General features: G+C 28.6%; 24 protein-coding genes. 23 read left to right on the forward strand and 1 reads right to left on the reverse strand.

Annotated elements, in window-relative coordinates; all coding sequences use genetic code 11:
* Positions 1–129 precede the first annotated feature (129 nt).
* Both KGF42_RS03075 and cplR read left to right on the forward strand, forming a co-directional pair.
* Complete coding sequence (locus tag KGF42_RS03075; protein WP_107595473.1) at positions 130–1,338, forward strand: solute carrier family 23 protein; 1,209 nt, start codon at positions 130–132, stop codon at positions 1,336–1,338.
* A gap of 290 nt (positions 1,339–1,628) precedes the next feature.
* Entirely contained in the window at positions 1,629–3,281 is a 1,653-nt protein-coding gene (gene cplR, locus KGF42_RS03080; RefSeq protein WP_227825673.1) for an ABC-F type ribosomal protection protein CplR, read from the forward strand.
* Positions 3,282–3,495: 214 nt separating this feature from the next.
* Here cplR and KGF42_RS03085 read toward each other — a convergent pair whose 3' ends face one another.
* A complete protein-coding gene (locus tag KGF42_RS03085) occupies positions 3,496–5,271 on the reverse strand; it encodes an NFACT RNA binding domain-containing protein (RefSeq protein WP_227825674.1) in 1,776 nt (591 codons plus the stop codon).
* Positions 5,272–5,565: 294 nt separating this feature from the next.
* Here KGF42_RS03085 and ltaE point away from each other — a divergent pair, with 294 nt between their 5' ends.
* The 21 genes from ltaE to KGF42_RS03190 all read left to right on the forward strand — a co-directional run bounded on the left by ltaE (position 5,566) and on the right by KGF42_RS03190 (position 26,272).
* On the forward strand, positions 5,566–6,600 hold the full coding sequence (gene ltaE, locus KGF42_RS03090; protein ID WP_227821120.1) for a low-specificity L-threonine aldolase: 1,035 nt from the start codon (positions 5,566–5,568) through the stop codon (positions 6,598–6,600).
* A gap of 289 nt (positions 6,601–6,889) precedes the next feature.
* The gene (gene dapF, locus KGF42_RS03095; protein ID WP_227825675.1) at positions 6,890–7,720 is read left to right on the forward strand and encodes a diaminopimelate epimerase; all 831 of its coding nucleotides are present in this window, start codon (positions 6,890–6,892) and stop codon (positions 7,718–7,720) included.
* A 3-nt stretch (positions 7,721–7,723) separates the two neighbouring features.
* Entirely contained in the window at positions 7,724–8,605 is an 882-nt protein-coding gene (locus KGF42_RS03100) for a YicC/YloC family endoribonuclease (protein WP_227821119.1), read from the forward strand.
* A gap of 29 nt (positions 8,606–8,634) precedes the next feature.
* Complete coding sequence (gene gmk / locus KGF42_RS03105; RefSeq protein WP_054274574.1) at positions 8,635–9,252, forward strand: guanylate kinase; 618 nt, start codon at positions 8,635–8,637, stop codon at positions 9,250–9,252.
* A gap of 2 nt (positions 9,253–9,254) precedes the next feature.
* A complete protein-coding gene (gene rpoZ, locus KGF42_RS03110; protein ID WP_003416246.1) occupies positions 9,255–9,521 on the forward strand; it encodes a DNA-directed RNA polymerase subunit omega in 267 nt (88 codons plus the stop codon).
* 4 nt (positions 9,522–9,525) lie between these two features.
* Positions 9,526–10,725 carry a bifunctional phosphopantothenoylcysteine decarboxylase/phosphopantothenate--cysteine ligase CoaBC gene (coaBC, locus tag KGF42_RS03115; protein WP_227821118.1) on the forward strand — a complete coding sequence of 400 codons (1,200 nt, stop codon included), beginning with the start codon at positions 9,526–9,528 and terminating at the stop codon, positions 10,723–10,725.
* A gap of 244 nt (positions 10,726–10,969) precedes the next feature.
* Positions 10,970–13,459 carry a primosomal protein N' gene (priA, locus tag KGF42_RS03120; protein WP_227825676.1) on the forward strand — a complete coding sequence of 830 codons (2,490 nt, stop codon included), beginning with the start codon at positions 10,970–10,972 and terminating at the stop codon, positions 13,457–13,459.
* Between the two features lie 17 nt (positions 13,460–13,476).
* The gene (gene def, locus KGF42_RS03125) at positions 13,477–13,917 is read left to right on the forward strand and encodes a peptide deformylase (protein ID WP_227825677.1); all 441 of its coding nucleotides are present in this window, start codon (positions 13,477–13,479) and stop codon (positions 13,915–13,917) included.
* 14 nt (positions 13,918–13,931) lie between these two features.
* Positions 13,932–14,861, forward strand: coding sequence for a methionyl-tRNA formyltransferase (gene fmt / locus KGF42_RS03130; RefSeq protein WP_227825678.1), 930 nt, complete (start codon positions 13,932–13,934; stop codon positions 14,859–14,861).
* Between the two features lie 9 nt (positions 14,862–14,870).
* Positions 14,871–15,623, forward strand: coding sequence for a DUF116 domain-containing protein (locus tag KGF42_RS03135; protein ID WP_227821115.1), 753 nt, complete (start codon positions 14,871–14,873; stop codon positions 15,621–15,623).
* Positions 15,624–15,689: 66 nt separating this feature from the next.
* Positions 15,690–16,391: a zinc metallopeptidase gene (locus tag KGF42_RS03140; RefSeq protein ID WP_054274568.1), complete on the forward strand. Its 702-nt coding sequence runs from the start codon at positions 15,690–15,692 to the stop codon at positions 16,389–16,391.
* A gap of 61 nt (positions 16,392–16,452) precedes the next feature.
* On the forward strand, positions 16,453–17,778 hold the full coding sequence (gene rsmB, locus KGF42_RS03145; protein ID WP_227825679.1) for a 16S rRNA (cytosine(967)-C(5))-methyltransferase RsmB: 1,326 nt from the start codon (positions 16,453–16,455) through the stop codon (positions 17,776–17,778).
* Positions 17,779–17,785: 7 nt separating this feature from the next.
* On the forward strand, positions 17,786–18,817 hold the full coding sequence (gene rlmN, locus KGF42_RS03150) for a 23S rRNA (adenine(2503)-C(2))-methyltransferase RlmN (protein WP_227821113.1): 1,032 nt from the start codon (positions 17,786–17,788) through the stop codon (positions 18,815–18,817).
* 19 nt (positions 18,818–18,836) lie between these two features.
* Entirely contained in the window at positions 18,837–19,589 is a 753-nt protein-coding gene (locus KGF42_RS03155) for a Stp1/IreP family PP2C-type Ser/Thr phosphatase (RefSeq protein ID WP_054274565.1), read from the forward strand.
* 16 nt (positions 19,590–19,605) lie between these two features.
* Complete coding sequence (gene prkC / locus KGF42_RS03160) at positions 19,606–21,648, forward strand: PASTA domain-containing Ser/Thr kinase PrkC (protein ID WP_227825680.1); 2,043 nt, start codon at positions 19,606–19,608, stop codon at positions 21,646–21,648.
* A 106-nt stretch (positions 21,649–21,754) separates the two neighbouring features.
* Positions 21,755–22,492, forward strand: a complete 738-nt coding sequence (gene ymfI, locus KGF42_RS03165) for an elongation factor P 5-aminopentanone reductase (protein ID WP_227825681.1) — start codon at positions 21,755–21,757, stop codon at positions 22,490–22,492.
* A 97-nt stretch (positions 22,493–22,589) separates the two neighbouring features.
* The gene (gene rsgA / locus KGF42_RS03170; RefSeq protein ID WP_227822862.1) at positions 22,590–23,474 is read left to right on the forward strand and encodes a ribosome small subunit-dependent GTPase A; all 885 of its coding nucleotides are present in this window, start codon (positions 22,590–22,592) and stop codon (positions 23,472–23,474) included.
* A 4-nt stretch (positions 23,475–23,478) separates the two neighbouring features.
* Complete coding sequence (rpe, locus tag KGF42_RS03175) at positions 23,479–24,150, forward strand: ribulose-phosphate 3-epimerase (RefSeq protein ID WP_054274561.1); 672 nt, start codon at positions 23,479–23,481, stop codon at positions 24,148–24,150.
* A gap of 8 nt (positions 24,151–24,158) precedes the next feature.
* Positions 24,159–24,800 carry a thiamine diphosphokinase gene (locus KGF42_RS03180; RefSeq protein WP_054274560.1) on the forward strand — a complete coding sequence of 214 codons (642 nt, stop codon included), beginning with the start codon at positions 24,159–24,161 and terminating at the stop codon, positions 24,798–24,800.
* A gap of 130 nt (positions 24,801–24,930) precedes the next feature.
* Positions 24,931–25,560: an HAD family hydrolase gene (locus KGF42_RS03185; RefSeq protein WP_054274559.1), complete on the forward strand. Its 630-nt coding sequence runs from the start codon at positions 24,931–24,933 to the stop codon at positions 25,558–25,560.
* A 55-nt stretch (positions 25,561–25,615) separates the two neighbouring features.
* On the forward strand, positions 25,616–26,272 hold the full coding sequence (locus KGF42_RS03190) for a nitroreductase family protein (RefSeq protein WP_054274558.1): 657 nt from the start codon (positions 25,616–25,618) through the stop codon (positions 26,270–26,272).
* Positions 26,273–26,464: the final 192 nt, after the last annotated feature.

Here is a 26,464-nt window from a genome sequence, read left to right on the forward strand (position 1 = left end):
GTCGTAAAATGTAAAAAAACAATGAAATTTATAATGAGTTTAAAAAGTAGAATCTAGGGGATGATAATTAATTAAAAGATATTAATTAAATAGAGGATTTATTTATATATAATAATTTTGGAGGTTTTTATGAAAAAAACGATAATGTCTTTACAACATCTATTAGCCATGTTCGGAGCGACAGTATTAGTTCCCATTTTGACAGGCTTTAATCCGTCAGTTGCAATTTTCTGTGCTGGTGTTGGTACATTGATATTTCATTTTTGTACAGAAGGAAAAGTACCTGCCTTTTTAGGTTCAAGTTTCGCATTTATACCAGTTATACTAGCAGCTAAAGAGGCGTATGGAGGAGATTTAGCATATGCTCAAGGTGGTATAATAGTAGCAGGATTAATTTATATTATAATGTCGATTATAGTAAAAGTAGTTGGAGTAAATAAAATTAAACTGTATTTTCCAGCACAAGTTACAGGAGCTATGATAGTAGTTATAGGTTTGAATTTATTACCAACAGCTTTTAGTATGGCTTCAGCAAATTTTGTAATAGCATTTATAACTTTAGCAATAGCAATTTTAACTAATAAATTTGGTAGAGGATTTATAAAACAATTAGGAATATTAATAGCTGTTTTTTCTGGGTATATAATCTGTTTGATATTAGGATTAGTAGATATAACTACAATTACAGAAGCAAGTTTATTTGCAATACCTAACTTTACAGTTCCTAAATTTAGTTTAGGAGCAATTGTGATTATATCTCCAGTTGTGTTAGCTGTATTTATGGAACATATAGGAGATATGACTACTAATGGTGCTGTAGTAGGTAAAAACTTTATAGAAAATCCAGGGTTAAATAGAACCTTACTTGGAGATGGATTTGCAACTATAGTTGCAGGTTGCTTAGGTGGACCAGCTAATACAACTTATGGAGAAAATACAGCAGTACTTGCTATAACTAAAAACTATGACCCTTCAATACTTAGACGTACAGCAGTGTTTGCTATATTACTTGCATGTGTAGGTAAGTTTGGGGGATTCCTTCAAAGTATACCAGGTTCAGTTATGGGTGGAATTAGTATAATGTTATTTTCAATGATAACTTATGTAGGATTAAAGACTATAAGAGATAGTTCTTGTGTAGAAAGTAAGATAAATATATTAATAATAGCAGTTATATTGCTAATAGGTCTAGGAACAACGTATATGTCTAATAAAGGTATTTCTATTGGAATTCCTATAACAAGTACAGTAAAGATAACAGGTCTTAGTTTAGCTGCAATTGTTGGAATTGTATTAAATAGAATTTTAAATAATCAAGATTTTAAAGTTGAAGAATAATAAATGCTATCTTGTATAATTTTAAATAATTAATTTTCTATAGACATTTGTAATTAATGTTGATATAATGATTAAAAATAAATGAAAGAAAGGGCAAGGTAACTGGGACAATGAGAATATAATCTATTTTTTATAATTTAAAGTATTGTAATTTTTGAAAAGCCTATTTTGGTGGCTTTATTTGCGATGCTTAAATTAAGGAGAGTAGATTATAGTCTATACGTTTATTTGTTATGCCTATTTATATAAATCTCTCCTTATATTTAAGTGTATTAAGGAGGGATTTTTTAATGCTGTTAGTAAAAGTAGATAGTTTAAAGAAATATTATGCTGATAAATTAATTTTAGATATAGATAAGTTTGAAGTGTCAGAAAATGACAAAATAGGTCTAGTTGGTTCAAATGGTCAAGGAAAAACAACATTATTAAAGTCAATATTAGGTGAAATAGAAATTGATGAAGGATATGTTTATCTTACAGATAGCTATTCTTATATAAGTCAAAGTGAAAATAATATTGAAACATGTAGTAATAGTAAAGAAAAGAGTCTTTTAAATGCTCCAGATAGATTTGAAGAGTATTTATCAGGAGGAGAAAAAGTTAAGCTAAAGATAGCAGATGCACTGAGTGATAAGAAAAATATAATAATAGCTGATGAGCCAACTTCAAATTTAGATAAAAAAAGTATTGGGATTTTAGAAGACATGTTTAAAAGGCATAAGGGAGCCTTATTATTAATATCTCATGATAGACGTTTTCTAGACGAGTTATGTACAACTATATTAGAGCTAGAGGATGGAAAATTAAAAGCTTACAAAGGTAATTACACTGATTATTTAATGCAAAAAGATGAAGAAATAAAAAGAGCTGATTTTGAATATCAGGAATATATTAAAGAGAAAAAAAGGCTTGAAAAAGCTCTTTTGTATAAAAAAGCTTTAAGTGATGGTGTAAGAAAAACTCCAAAACGAATGGGTAATTCAGAAGCTAGGTTACACAAAATGGGTGGGCAGACTAATAAGAAAAAATTAGACTCAAATGTAAAGGCTATAAAAAGTAGAATTGATAAACTTGAGGTAAAGAATAAACCTAAAGCTTCTACAGAAATGAAGATTAAGATTCAAGAGGGTATGGAGATAATTAGTAAAAATCTAATAGAGATAAAGGATATGACTCTAAAGCTAGGGAATAAACTCCTGTTAGATAATGTTTCTTTTAAAATAAAAAGAGGCAAAAAGATAGCATTATTAGGTGATAATGGGTGTGGAAAAAGTACTTTGATAAAAGAAATATTGACCAATAAAAATGACCATATAAAAATAAATAACAAGGTGAAAGTAGGGTATTTTGACCAACATCAAAGTTTATTAGATGAGGAAAAGAGTGTTCTATATAATACTAAAGTAAATAGTTCATTTGATGAATATTTTATAAGGATAAACTTAAACCTATTTGGATTTAAAGGTGATGATGTCTACAAAAATGTAAAAGTACTCAGTGGAGGAGAAAAGGTAAAAATAGCACTATGTAAAATAATATTGGAAGATAATAATTTTTTAGTATTTGATGAGCCAACAAATTATTTGGATATAAAATCTATGGAGGCACTAGAAAAGGCAATGATAAACACTGATAAAACTATGCTTATAGTATCTCATGATAGAGTATTTGTATCACATATTTGTAACTATATTATAGACATAAAAGATTATAAAATAAGGGAGTTTGATTGTAATTATGATGACTATATAATTAACAGAAATAAAAAAACTCATAGTAGAGAAAGTCAAGCTAAAAAAGAAAATCTTTTAGTATTAGAAAATAGACTTACAAATGTTATATCTATGTTGTCTATAGAAAAGGATAATCTAAAAAAAGAACATTATGAATCAGAATACAATGAGTTACTAAAACAAATTAGCAGATTAAAAAATAGCTTTTAATATTAATTTTCTAATTATATTTGTCTAGAAGATTAAAGATACTCGTTATGAATATAAATGCAGTTATCAAAACATAAAAATAGTTTATTAGAAAATTAAAAGTGAGTTAAATAGAAAATGGTATTCTTATTGTATTTTATAAGAATACCACTTTTTTCATTTAGTATGGTAATATATGTTTATCTAGTATTAATTTTTGTATTTAGTGCAGAGATTATTCAGATTTAACTTTAAGTTTAGCTACTGTTTCTTCTTCAGGAGTAACATAAATAGTACTGTTAGTCTCATAAATAACCATACCTGGCTTAGAACCACTAGGTTTTTTTACGTTTTTTCTCTTAGTATAGTCTACAGGCACCTGAGAAGAAAGCTTTGACTTACTAAAAAATGCTGCCAGCATGGCTCCTTCAAATATAGTATTATCAGGTACTTCCTTACCAGCACACTTTATTATTACATGAGAACCAGGAATATTCTTTGTATGCATCCACAAATCGTCGTTATCAGCAAGTCTTAGTGTAAGATAGTCGTTCTGCTTATTATTTTTACCAACTAATATTTTAAACCCATCAGAAGATATAAATTCATGAGGTTTTGTAGAAGGGATAGTATCCTTTTTGCTGTTTTTCTTTTGAGTCTTGATATATCCAACCTTAGCAAGTTCCTCTTTTATGTCTTGTAATTCAGCCAAATTTTCACAATTTTCAATACTTAAAATTATATTTTCCAAGTAATCTATTTCTTCTTTATTTAATGAAATTTGATGAGATATTTCAACTTTAGCATGTTTCATTTTGTTGTACTTTTTAAAATATTTCTGAGCATTTTCAGATGGTGTCAAGTTTTTATTTAATTCTATTGTTATATCTTTACAATTTTCATCATAGAAATTGGCAACTTTAATGCTTTCCATACCTTTCTCTACCATATATATATAAGATGTAATTAGTTCGCCTTTTACTTTATAAATATCTGCATTTTCAGATTCTAACAATTCTTCTTCTTGCTTTCTAAGTTTGTTATAAAGTCTATCAAGTTTAACAGATATACTTTTCTTTAAATCAGAGGAGCGTTGATTAATTCTATCTTTAATATCTTTAGTTCTGTAGAAATCTTCCAGTATATTAGACATACTTTCCTTATTAATGTATGATAAATTATTGAATAGTGTAAGAGTGACACAACTGAAATCAACTACTTTATCTAATTTTTTATCTATAACAATACAAGGTGAAAATTTATTAGAGTTTATATCACTAAATAAATTGCAAAATTCTTTGTATAAAGAATTAAATTGATGACTAGATATATCTTTTATACTAGTGTTTTGATTTATATCTGCCCTGTAGCAAATTTCTTTAGCAATGGTAGGACTTATGCCTAGAAATTTAGAATATATAGACTTAAAAACAGAACCTTCAAATTCGTTAAGCCTTGTAATAAATAAATCCTTAGATATATCATCAAGAGGATTAAGTTTATCTTGCTTTGGTGGTAATGAGTAGATATGTCCAGGTAAAACTTGACGAACTCTACTTATACTAAAAGGCACTCTTTTTATAGAATCTATAATTTTATTGTCTTCACCATGAGTTACTATTATATTGCTGTGTCTTCCCATAATTTCAATCATAATATTCTTAATTGTCTTTTCTTTTAATTCATCTAAAGACTCAATGCTGATTTTTATTATTCTTTCAAAACCAATTTGAGAGATTTCTATAATATTTCCTCCTTGTATATACTTTCTAAGTAACATACAAAACATAGGTGCTTTTAGGGGGTTTTCTTTTTTATAATTACTTGTTAGATAAACCCTAGGATTTGAAGCACTTGCACTTAAAACCAATCTAAAATTTTCTTTATTATTTCTTATATTAAAAATTACCTCATCATCTTCAGGTTGATGAATCTTATCTATTTTTCCACCTGTAAGCTTTGATGATAATTCATCTACTATTGAATGTATAACTAATCCATCTAATGCCATATATAGCACCCCTTTCTTTGACTAAAATAAGTCAGTAAATTAATTATACACATAATATATGCTCTATGACTAGGGGGAATTTAAACAACATGGATTAATATATTATACTTACATGATATACTCACAGAAGGCTAGTCAGTATATTTTAAAACTTAATAATTTAAATTTGCTTAAATATAAAACAAATATAGTATAATTATTATGTAAAGAGTAACTTAATAAAAATATAAACTCTACAAAAATAAATAAATTTTAAAAGTGTATAGTCTATAAATATGAAAGAAGGTTGAAAAAATGAAATTTATTGATTTAAGAAGTGATACTGTTACTATGCCTACTGATGAAATGAGAGAAGCTATGGCAAAGGCTCCTGTTGGAGATTCAATCTTTAGAGATGACCCTACTGTAAATAAACTTGAAGAATTAGCAGCAGCTAAAGTTGGAAAAGAAGATGCAATTTTTCTTCCAAGTGGGACTTTTGGAAATCAGTTAGCTTTATTTACTCACTGTCTAAGAGGTCAAGAAATCATTATTGGTAAAGGTTATCACATTGTAACTCATGAGGTTGGAGCACCTGCTGTAATAGCTGGAGTTCAACTTAGAACTATAGATGAAGATGAAAATGGAGCACTTAATCCTGAACTTGTTGAAAAGGCAATTAGAAGAGATGACATACATGAACCACAGACAGGTCTTATATGTGTAGAAAATGCATATTCAGGTGGAACTGTTGTGAGTCTTGATAATTTAAGAGAAATTAAAAAAATAGCTGAGAAGCATAACTTACCAGTACATCTGGATGGAGCAAGATTATTCAATGCAGCATTAACTTTAGGTGTAGAAGCTAAAGAAATAGCAAAGTGTTGTGATAGTGTTATGTTCTGTGTATCAAAAGGTTTAGCTGCACCAATGGGGTCTATACTTGCTGGAAGTAAAGAATTTATAGCAAAAGCTAGAAGAAAGCAAAAAGTTATGGGTGGGGGAATGAGACAAGTTGGTATAGTTGCAGCTGCTGGTATAATCGCTATTGAAAAAATGACACTAAGATTAAATGAAGACCATGAAAATGCAAAATATTTAGCTTGTGAGTTAGATAAAATTGAAGGTATTGAAGTAAATAACACTAACCCAGACTTAAGTATGGTCTTCTTTAAAATGAATGAAGATGTCATAAAAGAAGATGTTTTGATAAAAGAGTTTTTTGAAAGAAATATAAAAATTAATAAAATGGAAAATGGGGAGTACAGATTTGTAACTCATGTAGATATTACTAGAGAAGATTTAGATTATGTTTTAAAAACACTTAAAGAGTTAATAGCTGTATGTTAATATGTATGTATTAAAGAAGAATTAAATCTAGCATGTTGAGTATTTTATTTTAAAAATTCATATACAGTTTAAACGAACTATACATAAAATTCATATGGAAATATTATGATATAAACATAGAAAGAACTAGCTTAAAACATAATATAATTACCCTAATTGTAATGGCAACTCTCCCTCACATCCTCAAATTATAGTTGTCATTACAAAACTTTTCCCATAAATTATAAGTTTATGGGAATTTTTTTATGTTATAATAGTTTAAGCGTTAATTTACGAAGGAGCGATACTTATGAAATTTTGGAAACTACATGGAATAGGGAATGATTTTATTGCAATAGATGGAAGATTCGACCATATAAATCCATCAAATTATACTATTTTAGCAAAAAAAGTATGTCATAGAAGATTTTCTGTAGGGGCGGATGGCTTGTTAGTTGTGAAAGATTCAAAAGTTGCAGATGTAGAAATGGTATATTACAATTCTGATGGCTCAAGAGCAGCAATGTGTGGAAATGGTCTTAGATGTTTTTGTAAATTTGTTTATGATAATGGTATAGTTAAAAAAGAAAATTTTACAGTAGATACATTAGATGGTGTAAAAGATATAAAAATAAATCTTATTAATGGAGAAATAAACTCCATAAGAGTCAATATGGGAGAAGGAAGTTTTATAGCTAAAGATGTCCCTGTATCTACAGATAAAGAACGTTTTGTGCAAGAAAGTATAAAAGTTTTAGATAGGGAATTTAAGGTTACTTCTATGTTGATGGGAGTTCCTCATACAGTAGTTATAGTAGATGAGTTAGATGTAGATGATGTTTGTAAGTATGGAAAAGAGATTGAAAATAATAAAATATTTTCTAAAAAAACGAATGTAAATTTTGTAAAGGTAGAAGATAAGTATAATATACATGTTTACACATGGGAAAGAGGTTGCGGATATACTTTAGGTTGTGGTACTGGTATGACTGCATCAGCAATAATATGTAATTTGCTTAACATGGTAGAAAGTAGTGTAAATGTAACTTCTCAAGGTGGAACAGTTAAAATAGATATAGGAGATTTCTATTATATGACAGGTCCAGCAGTAAAAATATGTGAAGGTGTTTTGGAGGTTTAATTAATGGCTATAAGTATGACTGGTTTTGGAAGAGGAGAATACAAAGATGATAATTATTACTTTTTAGTAGAGTGTAAAACAATAAATCATAAGTATTCAGATATAAACATACGTTTTCCAAGAAAAATTTCATTTTTAGAGGATAAGGTTAGAAATTTAGTAAAAAATTATGTAAAAAGAGGAAGAGTAGATTTATACATAAAATTTGACTTATTAGGTAAAGAAGATGTAAACTTAAACTTTGATGAGGGATTAGCATCTCAATATATAGATATACTAAAAGAAATAAAAAATAAATTTGACATTATAGATGATATTAGTGTTATGAATGTTGCAAAGTTTCCTGATATTGTGAAAATAGAAGAAAAAGAAGAAGATGAAGATTTATTATGGTCAATGTTGAATCAAGCAGTTGAAGATGCATTAATCAAATTAAAAGAAATGAGAAGTGAAGAAGGTAAAAAATTAGCTGAAGATATTACCATGAGATGTGATTTATTAAAAAATCACATAGAAGAAATTGAAAAATATTCAAGTAGTGTTGTAGAAGATTATAGAGAAAAATTGAATTTGAGAATAAGTGAATTGTTGGATGACCCTAGTATAATAGATGAGAATAGATTAGCACAAGAAGTTGCAATATATGCAGATAAAAGCAGTATAACAGAAGAAATAGTTAGATTTAAAAGTCATATAGGTCAACTTAAAAATACTATATTTAAAGACGACTCTATAGGTAGAAAAATAGATTTCTTGATACAAGAGATGAATAGAGAAACTAACACTATAGGTTCGAAGTCATCTGACATAAATATAACTAATTTAGTAGTGGAAGTAAAAAGCGAATTAGAAAAAATAAGAGAACAAATACAAAATATAGAGTAAGAATACAATATTAGAAGGGGAATGCTTAAATGTTTGCGAAAAAAGGATTATTGCTAGTTGTATCAGGACCATCAGGTGCAGGAAAAGGTACTATTTGCAAAGAACTACTTAAAGAAAATGATACAATAAAACTTTCTGTATCAGCTACTACAAGAAAACCAAGAACTGGAGAAGTTGATGGAGTAAATTATTTCTTCATAAGCAAGGAAAAGTTTGAAGAAATGATAAAAAAAGGTGAGTTTTTGGAGTATGCTCAAATTTATGATAATTTTTATGGGACTCCAAAAGCAGCAATAATGGAATGTTTAGAAAGAGGACAGGATGTACTATTAGAAATTGAAATGCAAGGAGCAAAACAAATAAAAGAAGTTTGTCCAGAGGGAGTATTTATATTTGTACTACCACCATCACTTAAAGAATTAAAAAATAGAATTGTTGGAAGAGGTACAGAAACAGAAGCTGAAATAGAGAAGAGATTTAGTTGTGCATATGAAGAAATTAAAATGATTAAGGATTATGATTATTTTATATTTAATGAAGATGTAAAAACATCTGCTAAAGAAATAGAAGGTATAATATCATCTGAAAAGAATAAAGTTAGCAGATATAAAAATATTATAATAGAGAAATTCAAGGAGGAATTATAATTATGTTAAAACCATCTATCAATGAGGTACTAGAAAAAATAGACAACAGATACTATTTAGTAGGAACTGTTTCAAAGAGAGCAAGAAAATTAATTGATGGAGAAGAACCATATGTTTCAAATAAAGCTAAGGAAAAACCTGTATGTGTAGCAACTAAAGAAGTTGCAAGTGGAAAAATAACATATAGATTATTGACAGAGGAAGAAATAGAAATCGAAGAAGCTAGACACCATGCTGAGCAACACCAACAAATTTCAGAAGAGGAGTAAGGTCATGCTAAAAGATAAAACTGTTGTAATTGGTATAAGCGGTGGAATAGCTGCATATAAGGCTTGTGATGTTGTAAGTAAGTTAAAAAAACTAAATGCAAATATCCATGTTATAATGACAAAGTCAGCAACAGAATTTGTTAAACCACTTACATTTCAATCACTGAGTCAAAATTATGTAGTAGAAGATATGTTTGAAGAACCAAAAACTTGGGAAGTTGAGCATATATCATTAGCAAAAAAAGCAGATTTATTCTTAATAGTGCCAGCAAGTGCAAATGTTATAGGAAAGATTGCAAATGGTATAGCTGACGATATGTTAACAACTACTGTTATGGCAACCAAAGCACAGGTTCTGATGGCACCAGCTATGAATACTAATATGTATGAAAATCCAATTGTACAAAAAAATATACAAACTTTAAAGAGCTTTGGATATAAATTTATTGAACCAGAAAGTGGAAGACTTGCATGTGGAGATATTGGAGCAGGTAAACTAGCTAATCCAGATGTAATAGTGGAGGAAGTTTTAGCTAATCTTACTAAAGAGCAAGATTTAAAAGGTCAAAGTATAATAGTTACAGCTGGCCCAACTGTAGAAAGTATAGACCCAGTAAGATATCTAACTAATAGGTCTTCTGGAAAAATGGGATATTCTATAGCAAGAGAAGCTATATCTAGAGGTGCTGATGTAACATTAATATCAGGTCCTACAAATCTTTCTATTCCACAAAACCTTAAAAAGTTTGTTCAAATAGAGTCAGCACAAGATTTATATGAAGCAGTAGTATCAAATTTAAGTGAAAATAAAATAGTAATTCAAAGTGCAGCAGTTGCAGATTATAAACCAAAAACTTATTCTGACAAGAAAATTAAAAAGAAGAATGATGATTTATCAATAGAACTAAGTAGGAATTATGATATTGCTTATGAAATAGGAAAAATAAAAGAAGATAAGATATTAGTAGGATTTGCAGCTGAAACTAATGACCTTATAGAACATGCCAAAGGAAAAATAGAAAAGAAAAATCTAGATTTTATTGTGGCAAATGATTTAACCAAAGAGGGTGCTGGTTTTAGAGCTGATACTAATATTGTAAAAATAATAGATGTAGAAGGAAATATTACTGAGTATCCTAAAATGAAAAAAGAAGAAGTAGCCAATGTTATTTTAGATAAAATTAAAGCATTGCTTGAGAAATAAGACCTTTTTTAAATATGATATTTGTGTATTTTATCACAGCTAAAGTGGCTGAAAGCTGCAATTTAATTTTAGCGAGTAAAAACTCGCAAATGTCAGTTAAATTGTAGTTTTCAGCATTTATTTTGTCATAAAGTATAAAATATAACTAATAGTTAATTATTAAAATAGAGTTAATATTAATAACTTGAAATTGTTTATATATTAGAATATGAACAGTAGATTAAATTTAAGTAGAGGTTTTACAATGAAAAAATATGCAAAGGTAATAGTTAGAAGTAATACTATATACACAGATAATTTATTTACATATCAAATTCCTGTATTTTTATCTGAGGTCATAAAAATTGGACACAGAATATTAGTACCATTTGGAAAAGGTAATAAACCAACAGAAGCCTTTGTATTTCAACTTACAGATAGCTTAGATGAAAAAATAAAAATAAAAGAAATTATTGATATATTAGATGAAAATCCAATATTTAGAAAAGAAGACTTAGAATTGGTTTATTGGATGAAAAATAGATATTTGTGTACTTATATAGAATGTATAAATTTGATATATCCAAAAGGATATAAATTAAATAATTATAAAGTAGTCTTATTAGGTGAAAATTTAAGTGGATTAAATGATACTGAATTAAAGAAAAAAATATCAACTTTAAGTGATAAAAATAGAGAAATAGTAGAGAAAGTAATTGATAATAAAGGTAAAATTAAGGTTGATAAGTTAAAATATATACCAAACCTAAATAGTTCTTTATACGCAATGAATAAAAATGGAATTATAAAATTATGTTGGGAATACAAAAATCACAAAAATGAGAAGAAAGTATGTTATATATCTTTGAGTTTGGAAAGTGATAAAATTGACGATTATATAGAACAAAATAAAATAAATGTAGGAAGTAAACAAAAACAGATATTAAGTTTTCTTAAAAATAATGAAAATGTAGAGATAAATGATTTATTGGATTTATTAAATGCTTCAAAACAAAGTATAAATTCTTTAAATAAGAAAAAGTTGATAACTCTAGAATTTAAGGATTATTATAGAGAACCAAAAAGTATTTACAAATCCATATCAAAAAGTATAAAATTAAACAATGAGCAACAACAAGCGGTTGATGAGATAAAGTCGAATATGTTTATGGATAATAAAAAACCATACTTAATTCATGGAGTAACTGGAAGTGGAAAAACTGAAGTTTATATGGAAATAATAGAGTTTGCTTTAAGTCAAGGTTTAGATAGTATATTCTTAGTACCTGAGATAGCATTAACTCCTCAAACAATAGATAGGTTAAAGAGTAGGTTTGGAGATTTAGTTGGAGTGTTTCACAGTAAACTATCTGAAGGAGAAAAACATGATGTTTATAAGGCTGTCAAAGCAGGGAAAGTAAGAGTTTTAATTGGAGCTAGGTCGGCTCTATTTGCACCTTTTAATTCTTTAGGATTGATAATAATTGATGAATTTCATGAGTCATCATATAAGTCTGAGAAGAATCCAAAATTTAATGCTATAGAAGTGGCTAGATTTATGGCATTAAAAAATAATTTAACTCTTATTTTAGGTTCAGCAACACCTTCAATTGAAGAGTATTATAGGGCAAAATCAGGTGAATACAAACTTATAAATATAAAGAGGAGAGCAAATGATAAACCTCTTCCAAATATTGAAGTGGTAGACATGAAAGATGAACTAGATAAAGGCAATAAAAGTATATTTAGTCTGAAACTCCAAAAAGAAATAAGTTGTGCGATTGAAGAAAATAGTCAAGTAATACTTTTTTTAAATAGAAGAGGTTATGCAAATTTTGTATCTTGCAGAAAGTGTGGATATGTGTTCCAATGTGAAAATTGTGATATATCTTTAACTTATCATAAGAAAAGTAATACTGGAAGATGCCACTATTGTGGATATGAGAAAGAAATTCCAAAAGAGTGTCCTGAATGTAAAAGTAATTATGTTAAACCATTTGGAGTTGGAACTCAAAAAATTGAGGAGGAATTAAAATATATTTTTCCAGATATAAAAACTTTGAGAATGGATAAGGATACAACTTCAAAAAAAGGTGCTTTAGATGAGATACTAAATAAATTCAAAGATAAAGAAGCTAATGTACTGATTGGAACACAGATGTTAAGTAAAGGGCTGGATTTTGAGAATGTAACTTTAGTAGGTATTTTATCTGCAGATATGATACTAAATTTTCCAGATTTTAAAAGTTTTGAAACTACATTTCAATTGATAACTCAAGTTTCTGGAAGAGCAGGGAGAGCAGATAAAGAAGGAAAAGTAGTGCTTCAAACCTATGATACTGAACACTATGCTATTAAGCATGCTATTGAATATGATTATGAAGGTTTTTATGAGGATGAGATAAAAATAAGAAAAGCGTTTGGATATTCTCCTTTTAATAACATGTTGAGTGTAGTTGTTAGTGGTGAAGATGAGAGATTAGTGGTAAAAAATATAAAAAATATGCATGCATCATTGATTTTTTTATTAGAAAAAAGGGGTATAAATGATTTAGGATTTATATTAGGACCAAACCCATGTTCAATATCAAAAATAAATCAAAATTATAGATGGCAGATACTCTTTAAAGATGAAAATATTGAAATTAATCTGTTAAAGGGTATAATAAAATATATATGTATAACAAAACGAGATTTGATATTTCATAAGAATATCAATGTATCTATAGATATTAATCCAAATAGTGTATTATAAATTTAGGAGGAAGTACAATGGCTTTAAGACAAATAGTTCAAATAGGAGAACCAGTATTAAGAAAGAAATCAAAAAAGGTTGAAAAAATTGATGAAAAGATAATACAATTATTAGATGATATGGCAGAAACTATGTATGATGCAGAAGGTGTCGGATTAGCTGCACCTCAAGTTGGAATTTTAAAAAGAGTAGTAGTAATAGATGTTGGAGAAGAGCTTATAGAACTTATAAATCCTGAAATAATAGAAATATCTGGAGAGCAAATAGATGAAGAAGGGTGTTTAAGTGTTGTTGGAGAAGCTGGAGAGGTTAGAAGACCAAATTATGTAAAAGTTAGAGCTTTAAATAGAAATGGTGAAACAGTAGAGTTAGAAGGAGAAGAACTTTTAGCTAGAGCATTTTGTCATGAAATAGACCACTTAGATGGAATTCTATTTGTTGATAAAATAGAAAAGTAGTAGGAGTTGATTTGATGAAAATAGTATTTATGGGAACTCCAGATATAGCAGTTCCTTGTTTACAAAAAATAATAGATGAGAAGTATGAAATATTAGGTGTTGTAACTCAACCAGATAAACCAAAAGGAAGAGGTAAAAAACTGGGTATGAGCCCAGTAAAAGAACTTGCAATTGGAAATAATATACCTGTATATCAACCAATCAAGGCTAGAGATAAAGAATTTATAGATACAATGAAATCTTTAAATCCAGATGTAATAGTGGTTGTAGCTTTTGGGCAGATACTTCCAAAAGAAATATTAGAAATTCCTAGACTTGGATGTATAAATGTTCATGTTTCTTTACTTCCAAAATATAGAGGTGCGGCACCTATAAATTGGGTAATAATAAATGGTGAAGAAAAGACTGGTGTTACAACTATGTACATGGATGAAGGTCTGGATACTGGAGATATGATACTAAAGACAGAAGTAAATCTTGATGAAAATATAACAGCAGGAGAACTTCATGATAAAATGATGAATATAGGAGCAGAAACTTTAAAAGAAACATTAAAGTTAATTGAAGAAGGAACTGCTCCAAGAGAAGTACAAAATCATGAGGAATTTTCTTATGCTCCAATAATGAATAAATCATTAGGTAATATAGATTTTTCAAAAAGTGCTAGGAAGATACATAATTTAGTTAGAGGTGTAAATCCATGGCCAAGTGCTTATACTACCTACAATGGTGTTACAATGAAAATTTGGAAAACTAAAGTGTTAAATGAAAAAAGTACTAAAGGTGCAGGTACGATAATTGATGTAAGTAAAGAAGGAATAAAAGTAAGTACTAGAGATAAGGTGCTTTTAATCGAAGAAATTCAGATGCCAAATAAAAAGAGAATGTTGGTTGGTGAATATATAAAAGGGAATACTATAGAAACTGGTTTAGTATTGGGTTAGGTGAAAAGTATGACAGATATAAAGAAGTATTTAACAAGTGTTGGGATTTTAATTTTAATATTATGGATTTTGATAGGAGTTGTAAATTTTTTTATAATAAATTTAACTCAAATATTTTCTTTAGCAATAAATATTATAATAATATCACTAATACTTATAATACTATGTTCAACAGCAGTTACTTATAGAGTAATTAAAGGAAAGAATATTAACTCAAATATAATGAAAATAAATTTTAAGATTGTCAGTGGATTATTTCCCATTATATCTTTCATTGCATCATCATTTGGTATGTCAAAAAGTGAGATTAGAAGGATATATATAAAGTTAAATAATGAATATATATACAGTAATAAATATAATTTTAATCCAGAGGATATAATAATTTTAATACCTCATTGTATTCAAGAGAATAGTTGTAAATTAAAAGTTACTAATGATATAGATAATTGTAAAGAATGTGGAAGATGCAACATAGGAGAATTAATTAAGCTAAAGGAAAGAACTAATGTAAAAATATTTGTAGCTACAGGAGGAACTCTAGCTAGAAAAATCATAATAGAAAATAAACCTGAAGCTGTTATAGCTGTTGCATGTGAAAGAGATTTAACGTCTGGAATACAAGATATTAAAAAGATTCCTGTTTTAGGTGTATTTAACAAAAGGCCTAATGGACCTTGTGTAAATACTAATGTAGATATGGTAGATATTGAAAAAGCTATAGACTTTTTAACAGGAAAAAATATATTAGCTTACAATTAAACTGTTTTTAAGTTATGTGAATATTAAGAGGATGTATAAAAAATATATTTTAGGAGAGTGTTATTTATGTACCCTATGTATGGCGGTTTTTGGGGATTTGACCCAACAATGGTTATATTAATTCCAGCTATATTATTTACTGTATATGCACAATTTAAAGTAAGTTCAACAACAAATAAGTATTTAAGAGTAAATGCACGTAGAGGATATACTGGAGAGCAAACAGCAAGAAGAGTGCTTGATTCAAATGGTTTGTATGATGTAAAGATAGAAATGGTTAGAGGGCATCTAAGTGACCATTATGACCCAAGAAGAAAGGCTGTAAGACTGTCAGAAGATGTATATTATGGAACATCTATAACTTCTGTTGCAGTAGCTGCACATGAATGTGGTCATGCGATACAACATGCTAAAGGTTACGCACCTCTTCAAATAAGAAGTAGCTTAGTACCAGTAGTAAATTTTGCTTCAAGTATATCTTGGTTTTTAATATTTATAGGATTTATTATGGCTGGTCCATTTTTAGAAATTGGGATACTATTATTTTCAGCTTCAGTATTATTCCAAATAATAACATTACCTGTAGAATTTAATGCTTCAAGTAGAGCAATCGTTCAACTTGGAAATTTAGGTATTATAGATGAGAGTGAGTCAAGACAAAGTAGAAAAGTACTTTCAGCAGCAGCTTTAACATATGTTGCAGCAGCGTTGGTTTCAATACTTCAATTACTTAGATTGTTACTGATAGCTCAAAGAAGAAATGACTAAAAGTAAAGTGGGTTGTTTAGAAACAACCCTTTTTTATGTTTAATAAAAGGGAGAAATTTATATGGATGCAAGAGAAATTGGATTTAAAGTATTATGTGATATAGAGAAAAATGATAACTATTCAAATATTGCAATAAATAAACATTTTAAAAATTTAGAAATAAGTGACATGGATAGAGGGCTTGCAACAGAATTAATCTATGGAGTAGTAGAAAATAAGTATTATTTAGATTATATAATCAATAAACTTTCAAAAATAAAAGTAAAAAAAATGTCAACTTATGTTAAAATCTTTTTAAGAATGGGAACATATCAGATTTTGTTTTTGGATAGTATATCTGATTATGCAGCAGTTAATGAAACTGTAAAATTATCTAAGAAATATGATAAAAAGTCTTCTGGTTTCATAAATGCTATTCTTAGAAATGAAATAAGAAACAAAGATACTATAATGGACATAACTGATGAAGATAGTGTAAAATACTTATCAATAAAGTATTCTTACAATTCTTGGATTATAAAAAATTGGATGGATAAATTTGGACAAGAATTTACTGAAGATTTGTTGGAAGCGAACAATGAAAAGCCTAGTATCTATATAAGGACAAACACACTTAAAATAAGCAGAGAAGAACTTATTGAAAAGTTAAATGAAATGGGCATTACATGTTTAAAAGTTCCTATGGTAGAAGAAGCTATTAAAGTCGAAAAAATGAAAAATATAGAAAATAATGAATTATTTAAGGCTGGTTTATTTACAATTCAAGATATAAGCTCTATGATAGTAGGGAAAGTAATTAATCCAAGAGAAGGTTCTTTTGTTTTGGATGTATGTAGTGCTCCTGGAGGGAAATCTACTCACTTAGCTACTTTAATGAACAATACTGGTCACGTAGTAGCTAGAGATATTTTTGAGCACAAACTAAAGCTCATAAAGTCTACTGTAAACAGATTAGGTCTTAAAAATGTATGTGTAGAAAAATTTGATGCTTCTGAGATTGATGAAAAGAGTATAAGTAAATTTGATTATGTTTTAGCAGACGTTCCTTGCTCTGGGTTTGGTATAATAAGACGTAAACCAGAGATTAAATATAAGAAAGAAGAAGAGTTAAGAGACATTACTTCTATACAAAAGAAAATTCTAGAAAATGCATCTAAGTATGTTAAAATTGGTGGAACTTTAGTATATAGTACATGTACAATTCAAGATGTGGAAAATATAAGTATAATTACTTCTTTTATTGAAGAAAATAATAATTTTCAATTGACTCCAATTGATGCAGTAAATGTAGACTTGGACAATCAGGATAAAGGGTATTTAAAGATATATCCTCATGTCCACGGTATAGATGGTTTTTTCATAGCAAAATTAAAAAGAATAAGGTAGTGAGAGAATGAAAAAGAAAAAAGTAGTATTAAAAAATTTTACTGAAGATGAACTTAAAGAATTTATGAAAACTATAGATGAAAAGCCCTTTAGAGGAAGTCAAATATTCTCTTGGATATATAAGGGTGCAAAAACTTTTGATGATATGAATAATATACCAAAAAGTTTGAGAAACAAATTAGAAGAAGTTTCATGTATAGGACATATAGATATAGAATTAAAGTTGGAATCTAAGGTGGATAGTACAAAAAAATATTTGTTTTTATTAGATGATGGAAATATAATAGAAACTGTGATGATGGATTATAATAGTAGAGTTACTGTATGTGTATCTAATCAAGTTGGCTGTAGGATGGGATGTAATTTCTGTGCATCTACAATGGATGGATTGATTAGAAACTTAGAGCCATGGGAGATTTTAGACCAAGTTATTAAAATTCAAGAAGATACTGGTAAAAGGGTATCAAATCTTGTGTTGATGGGAAGTGGTGAACCACTTGATAATTTTGAGAATACAAAACAATTTTTAAAAATAATTAACGAAAAAAATGGTCTTAATATAGGGTATAGACATATAACTCTTTCAACTTGTGGAATAGTACCTAAAATGTATGAATTGGCAGATTTAGAAATAGCTATAAATTTAGCTTTATCACTTCATTCACCATATGATGAAGAAAGAAGAAAAATTATGCCTGTAGCAAATGCTTATTCTATTAAAGAAATATTAGATGCTTGTAGATATTATATAAAAAAAACAAATAGAAGGGTCACATTTGAATATTCTCTTATAAAAGGAGTGAATGATTCAGAAAAAGAAGCAAAAGCATTAGCTAAGCTCTTAAAAGGTATGCTATGTCATGTAAATTTAATACCAATAAATAAAGTTGAAGAAAGAGAATATGAAAAGCCAGATAAAGCATTTATTTATAAGTTTAGGGATAGTTTGGAGAAAAACAACATACCTGCCACAGTTAGGATGTCTATGGGTTCTGATATTAGTGGAGCTTGTGGTCAATTGAGAAGAAAATACAAGTAATTTGTAAGGAGGAAGTCGTATGGTTTATAGTTGTGCCTCACATATAGGGAAAATAAGAAAAAATAATGAAGACTATTGTGAGGGAGAAGTTATAGATACAGAACATGGTCCAGTAGGAATATTTGCCATAGCTGATGGAATGGGTGGACATAAAAAAGGTGAGGTCGCCAGTAAATTAGCAGTAGAAAACATAATTGATTTTCTAAAAGAAAACTTATTACAACATGATAACGTAAAAATAGACTATATAGATGATATATTAAAACAGGCTTATAATAATGTAAACTCAATTGTGCACAAAAAATCTATGGAAGATATAGAATTTGAAGGAATGGGAACTACATTAGTTACAGCTATAGTGTATAATAATGTCTTATATGTGGCAAATGTTGGAGATAGCAGATGTTATTTGTTAACAGATGAAAAATTTGATAAAATAACTATAGACCATTCCGTGGTTGAAGAACTTATGATGGCTCATGTTATTACAGAAGAAGAGGCAAGAATACATCCACAAAGGAATAGAATAACTAGAGCAATTGGAACAGATGATATGGTTGTTGTAGATATTTTTAAGAAAGATATCAAAAAAAGTGATATAATACTTCTTGCGACAGATGGATTAACTGGGTTTATTAATGATGAAGATATAAGAGATTTAATATTAGATTATGAATATGAGAGAATTACCAATATAAGTGAAGAATTGATAAGTATGGCCAATGATGTTTCTGGTAAAGATAATGTTTCGGTTATAGTGATAAAAGTATAATTAGGACGGTGATATTGTGGGAGATACAATTTTAGGAAATCGATATGAAATCATCAGGAAGATTGGTGATGGAGGAATGGCCTTTGTATATGAGGCAAAAGACAGGTTATTAAACAGGACTGTTGCACTTAAGGTACTTAGACCTGAATTTGTAGATGACGATGAGTTTTTAACAAAATTTAAAAGAGAGGCAGAGGCAGTAGCAAGTCTTTCCCATCCAAATATAGTAAATGTTTATGATGTTGGTGAAGATGGAAAAGTTCACTATATTGTAATGGAATTTGTAGATGGAAAGAATCTAAAAGAGATTATACAAGATGAAGGTATATTAGATGAATATACTGCATTAGATATAACAAAACAAATAGCTATGGCACTTAGCGCTGCACATAAAAAGGGGATTATACATAGAGATATAAAACCTCATAATATTCTAATATCCAATGAAGGAAGAGTAGTAAAAGTAGCTGATTTTGGTATAGCTAAAGCTGTTTCAAACTCAACAATGACCAATATTGGTAGTATAATAGGCTCAGTGCACTATTTTTCACCAGAACAGGCTAAAGGTAAATTTGTAACTAATAATGCTGATTTATATTCTTTAGGTATAGTTTTATATGAAATGTTGATAGGAAAAGTTCCATTTAGAGGAGACAGTCCAATTTCTATAGCACTTCAACATATTAATGATGATATAGATTTTACATCAGAAGAAAAAGTTAGGATTCCTCAAAGTGTAAGAACTACAATAAAAAAACTTACAGAAAAATCTAGTGCAGACAGATACCAAACTGCTGAAGAGTTGATAGAAGATATAGAGTATATAGAAAAAAATATTGATTTAGATTTTATAAAAGAATATGATGATTTTGCAACTAAGAAAATTGATGAAAGAGAAATTAATAAAGTTATAAATCCAGTACCTGTAAAGCCAACACTTGAAAAGGTAGCTAAACCTGTTGAAGTTGCTGATTTAGACGATGATGAAGATTATTATGATGATTTTTATGAAGATGAAGAAGATGAAGAAGATGAGGAAGAGATAATGAGAGCTAAAAAGAACCAGAAACCTAAGAATACTCCAAGTAAGAGGATTAAGAAAAAGAAGAAAAAACAGGAAAGTCCAAAGGCAAGAAGAAGATTAAAAGTAATTGCAGCTGTTTTGATACTGATACTATGCACTCAAGTATTCTTAGCATATAAGTTTTTATTTGCAGGAGGATTTGGCAATAAATCTTTGACTGTTCCTAATCTTGTAAATATGCCATTAGAAGAAGCTCAAAGTGCTGTTGAAAAAGAAGGATTATCCTTAAGTGTAAAAAGTGAAGAGTATAGTAGTGAAGTTGATAAAAATTGTATAATATCACAGACACCTGAAGGTGGAAGTACAAATGTCAAAAAGGGTGATACTATAAATGTTGTTGTAAGTAAAGGTTCAAATCAGGCTTCTGTTCCTAATGTAGTGGGACTTACTTTAAGTAATGCAAAACAACTTATTGAAGAAAATAACTTAAAAGTAGGGACAGTTAAGTATGAATATAGTTCAATATATAAAGAAGGTACTATTTTAAATCAGAGCCCAGGAGCTAGTTCATCAAGAGTTCAAGAGGGGGATGAAATAAATTTATATGTAAGTAAAGGTTCAGAGAAGTCAAATACACAGACTCCGACAACACCAAATAAAACACCAACAACACCAGATGATGATACTACAACAGGACCTGGTTCAAACTCAGGAAACAGTGGAGGAAACTCAGGAGGTTCAAATTCAGGAAATAATGGAGGAAACTCAGGAGGCTCAAACTCAGGAAATAATGGAGGAAACTCAGGAGGCTCAAACTCAGGAAATAATGGAGGAAATTCAGGAGGCTCAAATTCAGGAGATAATGGAGGAAACTCAGGAGGTTCAAATTCAGGAGATAATGGAGAGAATTCAGGAGGTTCAAGTTCAGGAGGCTCAAACTCAGGAGATAATGGAGGAAACTCAGGAGGTTCAAGCTCAGGAGGTAACGGAGAAACTCCATCAGGCACTGGCGGAAATATTGGTAAAACAGAATAAATATTAGCAAAATAAGAGCTGTCCTTTTATAGAAAATATTTTCTTTAAAGGGCAGTTTGTTTTGTATAAAATATTGAATTGGTTATAATAAAGGAGAAAAGTATTTATGAAAAATAAAACAGTCTTAATTACAGGGGGCTCTAGAGGCATTGGAAAAGCTTTGTCTAAGGCTTTTGCAAAAGAAGGTTACAATATATTAATAAATTTTAATAAGTCAGAAAATGAAGCTAAAGAGTTGTATACTATATTGAATGAAAAAAATTTTTCTGTAAAACTTTTTAAAGCTGATGTTTCAAATAGAGAAGATGTAGAGAATATGATGGACTATTGTGTAAAGGAATTTGGAGGATTGGATGTCCTAGTGAACAATGCTGGTATAAGTCAAGACAAATTGTTTACAGATATAACTGATGAAGACTGGGATAATATGATGAATATTAATTTAAAAGGAAGCTTTTATTGTTCTCAAGTTGCTTTAAAATACATGATATCAGAGAAAAAAGGAAATATAATTAATATATCTTCTATTTGGGGTATTTCAGGTGCTTCTTGTGAAGTGCATTATTCTATAACAAAAGCAGGTATGATAGGTATGACAAAGGCACTAGCTAAAGAAGTAGGACCATCAAATATTAGAGTAAATAGCATAGCTCCAGGTGTTATTGATACTGATATGTTATCTGGATATAATGAGGAAGATATAAATGTTCTTGTAGAAGAAACTCCTTTAATGAGATTGGGAACTCCAGAAGACATAGCAAATTGTGCTATTTTCTTAGCATCAGACAAATCAAACTTTATCACTGGTCAGGTAATTAGTCCAAATGGAGGATTTGTTATTTAAAAAAAATGTGGTATTATATAAAAATAGGAATGAATAACACAATATACTACTCATAAACAGTACATGTTTATATAAATTTTATAAAGGGAGGCATTTGATGCTAGAAGGAAAAATTATAAAGGGGATTAGTGGATTTTATTATGTAGATACAGATAATGGTATTTATGAATGTAAGGCTAGAGGAATATTTAGAAAGCAGAAAATAACACCTCTAGTTGGTGATAGAGTCAAAATAAATATTGTTGATGAAGATGAAAAAAAAGGTATCTTAGAAGAAATAGATAGTAGAGATACAGAACTTATAAGACCTCCTATAGCAAATGTAGATAAGGCATTAATAGTATTTGCAATAAAAAATCCTAAACCAAACTTATCTCTTTTAGATAGATTTATAGTTTTGGCAGAAAAAGAAAATTTAGAAACTGTAATAATCCTTACAAAAGCAGATTTAGATGATAATGATACATTAGAAACTGTTAAAAATATATACGAACTTAGTGGATATAAGGTCATTCCTGTAAGCAATATTACTAAGTTAAATATAGATAAAGTAAAAGAAGAATTAAAAGAAAGTGTAGTAGTATTTGCAGGTCCATCTGGAGTTGGAAAATCAAGCTTGCTAAATGAAATAGATGAAAACTTTAAACTGCAAACAGGTGTGGTAAGTGATAAAATAAAAAGGGGAAAACACACTACTCGTCATGCTGAACTTTTAAAGTTGGAATTTGGTGGAATGGTTGCAGATACACCAGGTTTTAGTTCTCTTGCACTTGAAGATATAGAAGAAGTTGAACTTAAAGATTATTTTATAGAATTTGATAAATTTAATGATTGTAGGTTTGGTTCAAAATGTATTCATGAAAATGAACCTAATTGTTCTATAAAAGAAGCTGTTGCAAATGGAGAAATATCTAAAGAAAGATATGATAGTTATATACAGCTACTAAATGAAATAAGACAAAATAACAGTAGGAGGTATTAGAAACATGATTAAATTAGCACCATCAATATTATCAGCAGACTTTGCAAAATTATTAGAAGATGTGAGAAAGGTAGAAAGAGCAGGATGTGAATATCTTCATATTGATGTAATGGATGGACACTTTGTACCAAACATTACATTAGGACCACTTGTAGTTAAAAGTTTAAAGAAAGAAAATATAAATATGACATTTGATGCTCATCTTATGATAGAAAATCCAGATAAGTACATTGAAGAGTTTGTAAAGGCAGGGTGTGACATAATAACTGTTCATCAGGAAGCTTGTGTACATCTACATAGAACTATACAAAATATAAAATCACATGGAATAAAAGCAGGTGTAGTACTTAATCCAGCTACACCAATAGACACTATTAAACATGTACTACCTGATTTAGATATGGTATTATTAATGTCTGTTAATCCTGGATTTGGAGGACAATCATTTATACCTTGTGTATTAGATAAAATTAAAGAATTAAAAGCACTTATAGATAGTAAAGGATTAAACATTGATATAGAGGTTGATGGTGGTATAAGCCCTAAAAATGTAGCTGAAGTCGTACAAGCAGGAGCGAATGTAATAGTAGCAGGTTCTGCAATATTTGGAAGTGATGACATTCAAGAAACAGTTAATCTATTTAGAAAGAATGCTTCTCTTGAAGAACTGGTTTAAATTTAAGAATGAAAATCTGTATTGTTTTAAATGGTGAAATAGAAGATTACAAAGTTACAAGAGATATTATAATTAAAGAATGTTATGACTGCATAATATGTGCAGATGGAGGGGCAAATCATGCCTATAAAATGGAAGTAATGCCAGATTATATATTAGGAGATTTAGATTCGGTAGAAGAAGATAAAATAAACTTCTATAAAAATCAAGGTGTTAAATTTGAAAAATATCCATCTAAGAAAGATGAAACTGATACAGAACTATGTCTTTTTTTAGCTAAGACTCTTAAAGCAAACCATATTGATTTTTTTGGTGCTTTAGGTGGAAGGATTGACCACACTCTTGCAAATATAAAGTTATTATATTATTTAAAAGAATATGGTATATACTCTAGGATACTATCAGATAGAGAAGAGATGTATATAGTTGAAAATGAAGAAATTACATTGTCTGGAAAACCAGGTGATACTATTTCTGTAATAGCTATAAAAGGTGATGCTAAAGGTGTAACACTTACTGGTTTAGAATATCCTCTAGATAACTATTATATGAAATACTCTATACCTATTGGAATATCTAATGTTATGTTGAGCAATTCTTGCAAGATTAAGGTAGAGCAAGGCTGTGTACTTGTAGTTAGAAATTTATAAAAATCGATTTTGGTAATTGATTTTATATTACATAGCAGATACAATCAAGTAAAATATATTTATGATTGTATCTGCTTTTTAGTATATAATTATAAAGATATAATAAATTTTGACATAAGGGGGATTTTTTGTGGTAGATAGTATTATTTTTGATTTAGATGGAACATTATGGGATTCAACAGAAGAAGTATGCAAGGTCTGGCAGGATGTTTTAAGTAAACATAAAGAAATCGATTTAAATGTCACAAAAGATTTATTTAGAAGTGTTATGGGGCTTTCTTTTGATGAAATAGCAAATCGTTTATTTCCAAACTTAAATGAAGAAGAAAGAATGAATTTATTAAATGAATGCTCTTTAAAAGAATGTGAATATCTATCTGAAAATGGAGCTAAATTATTTGATGATATAGAAGATACTCTTAAGTTACTATCTAAAGAGTATAAGTTATTTATAGTAAGTAATTGCCAAGCTGGATATATAGAGTCTTTTTTAAAAGCACACAAATTGGAACAGTATTTTATAGATTTTGAATGTCCTGGAAATACTGGTTTACATAAAGGGGAGAATAACAAACTTATAATTGATAGAAATAAATTAATGAGTCCAATCTATGTTGGAGATACACAAGGTGATGCAAATAGTGCTAAATTTGTGAACATACCTTTTATATATGCAAAATATGGATTTGGGAATGTAGATGGATATGATTATTTTATAGAATCATTTAAAGATTTGTTAGAACATGATATATTAAAATAAGATGATTTTAAAGATTATATTAAAATAATAAAAAAGTTATGGGGGGATTTAAAAAATGGAATTACAAGATACTATTTTTAAAAGACAAAGTGTAAGAAAGTTTAAAAATCAAGATGTATCAGATGAAGATATCTTAAAAATGATAAAAGCAGCAGGAGCAGCTCCATCAGGAAAAAATATTCAAAACTGGCATTTTGTAGTTGTAAAACGTCGTGATTTAATGGAAAAGATAGCAGATGTGATAACTAAAAAGCAACAAGAAATACTTGTAGAAATGGATAAAGTGTCAGTAGAGAAAGCTAATAGATTTAGAAAATTTGTACCAAACTTTACATTATTTTATTTAAAAGCTCCAGTTTTAGTATTAGTTTTTACAAAGGTATATAATCCATCAGGATATTATGAATTAGAACTTATAGATGCACCTAAAGAAACTATAGATAAATTATTCATAAGAAATCCAGGTATGCAGAGTTTAGGTGCTGCAATTGAAAACTTTACACTATCAGCAATTGAACTAGGATATGGTTCTTGTTGGTTGACAAGTCAAAACTATGCAGCAGATGAAATCGAAGCTCTCTTAGAAACAGAAACTGGATTTGAAAAGGGAGAATATTTTTTAGGGGCAATGTTAGCACTTGGAGTACCAGAAGATAATTTAAAGAGTCCATCTAAAAAACCAGTAGAAGAAATATGTACATTTATAAAATAAAAGACAAGAATATTCTAAAAACAAAATGAGTTAAAAATAAATATTTTAAAAATTAAAAAGTAGATTTTATTGATATTAATTTTATATTTCAAATCGTTGATTTAATTAATACAATAAGAACTACTTTTTTTGTGTACATTAATTGTGAATATCTTCAAATCTTTAGAAAATCTTTAGAAAAGTATATATAAT

It is taken from the genome of Clostridioides sp. ZZV15-6383 (assembly GCF_020657735.1).
Classification (GTDB): Bacteria; Bacillota; Clostridia; order Peptostreptococcales; family Peptostreptococcaceae; genus Clostridioides; species Clostridioides difficile_D.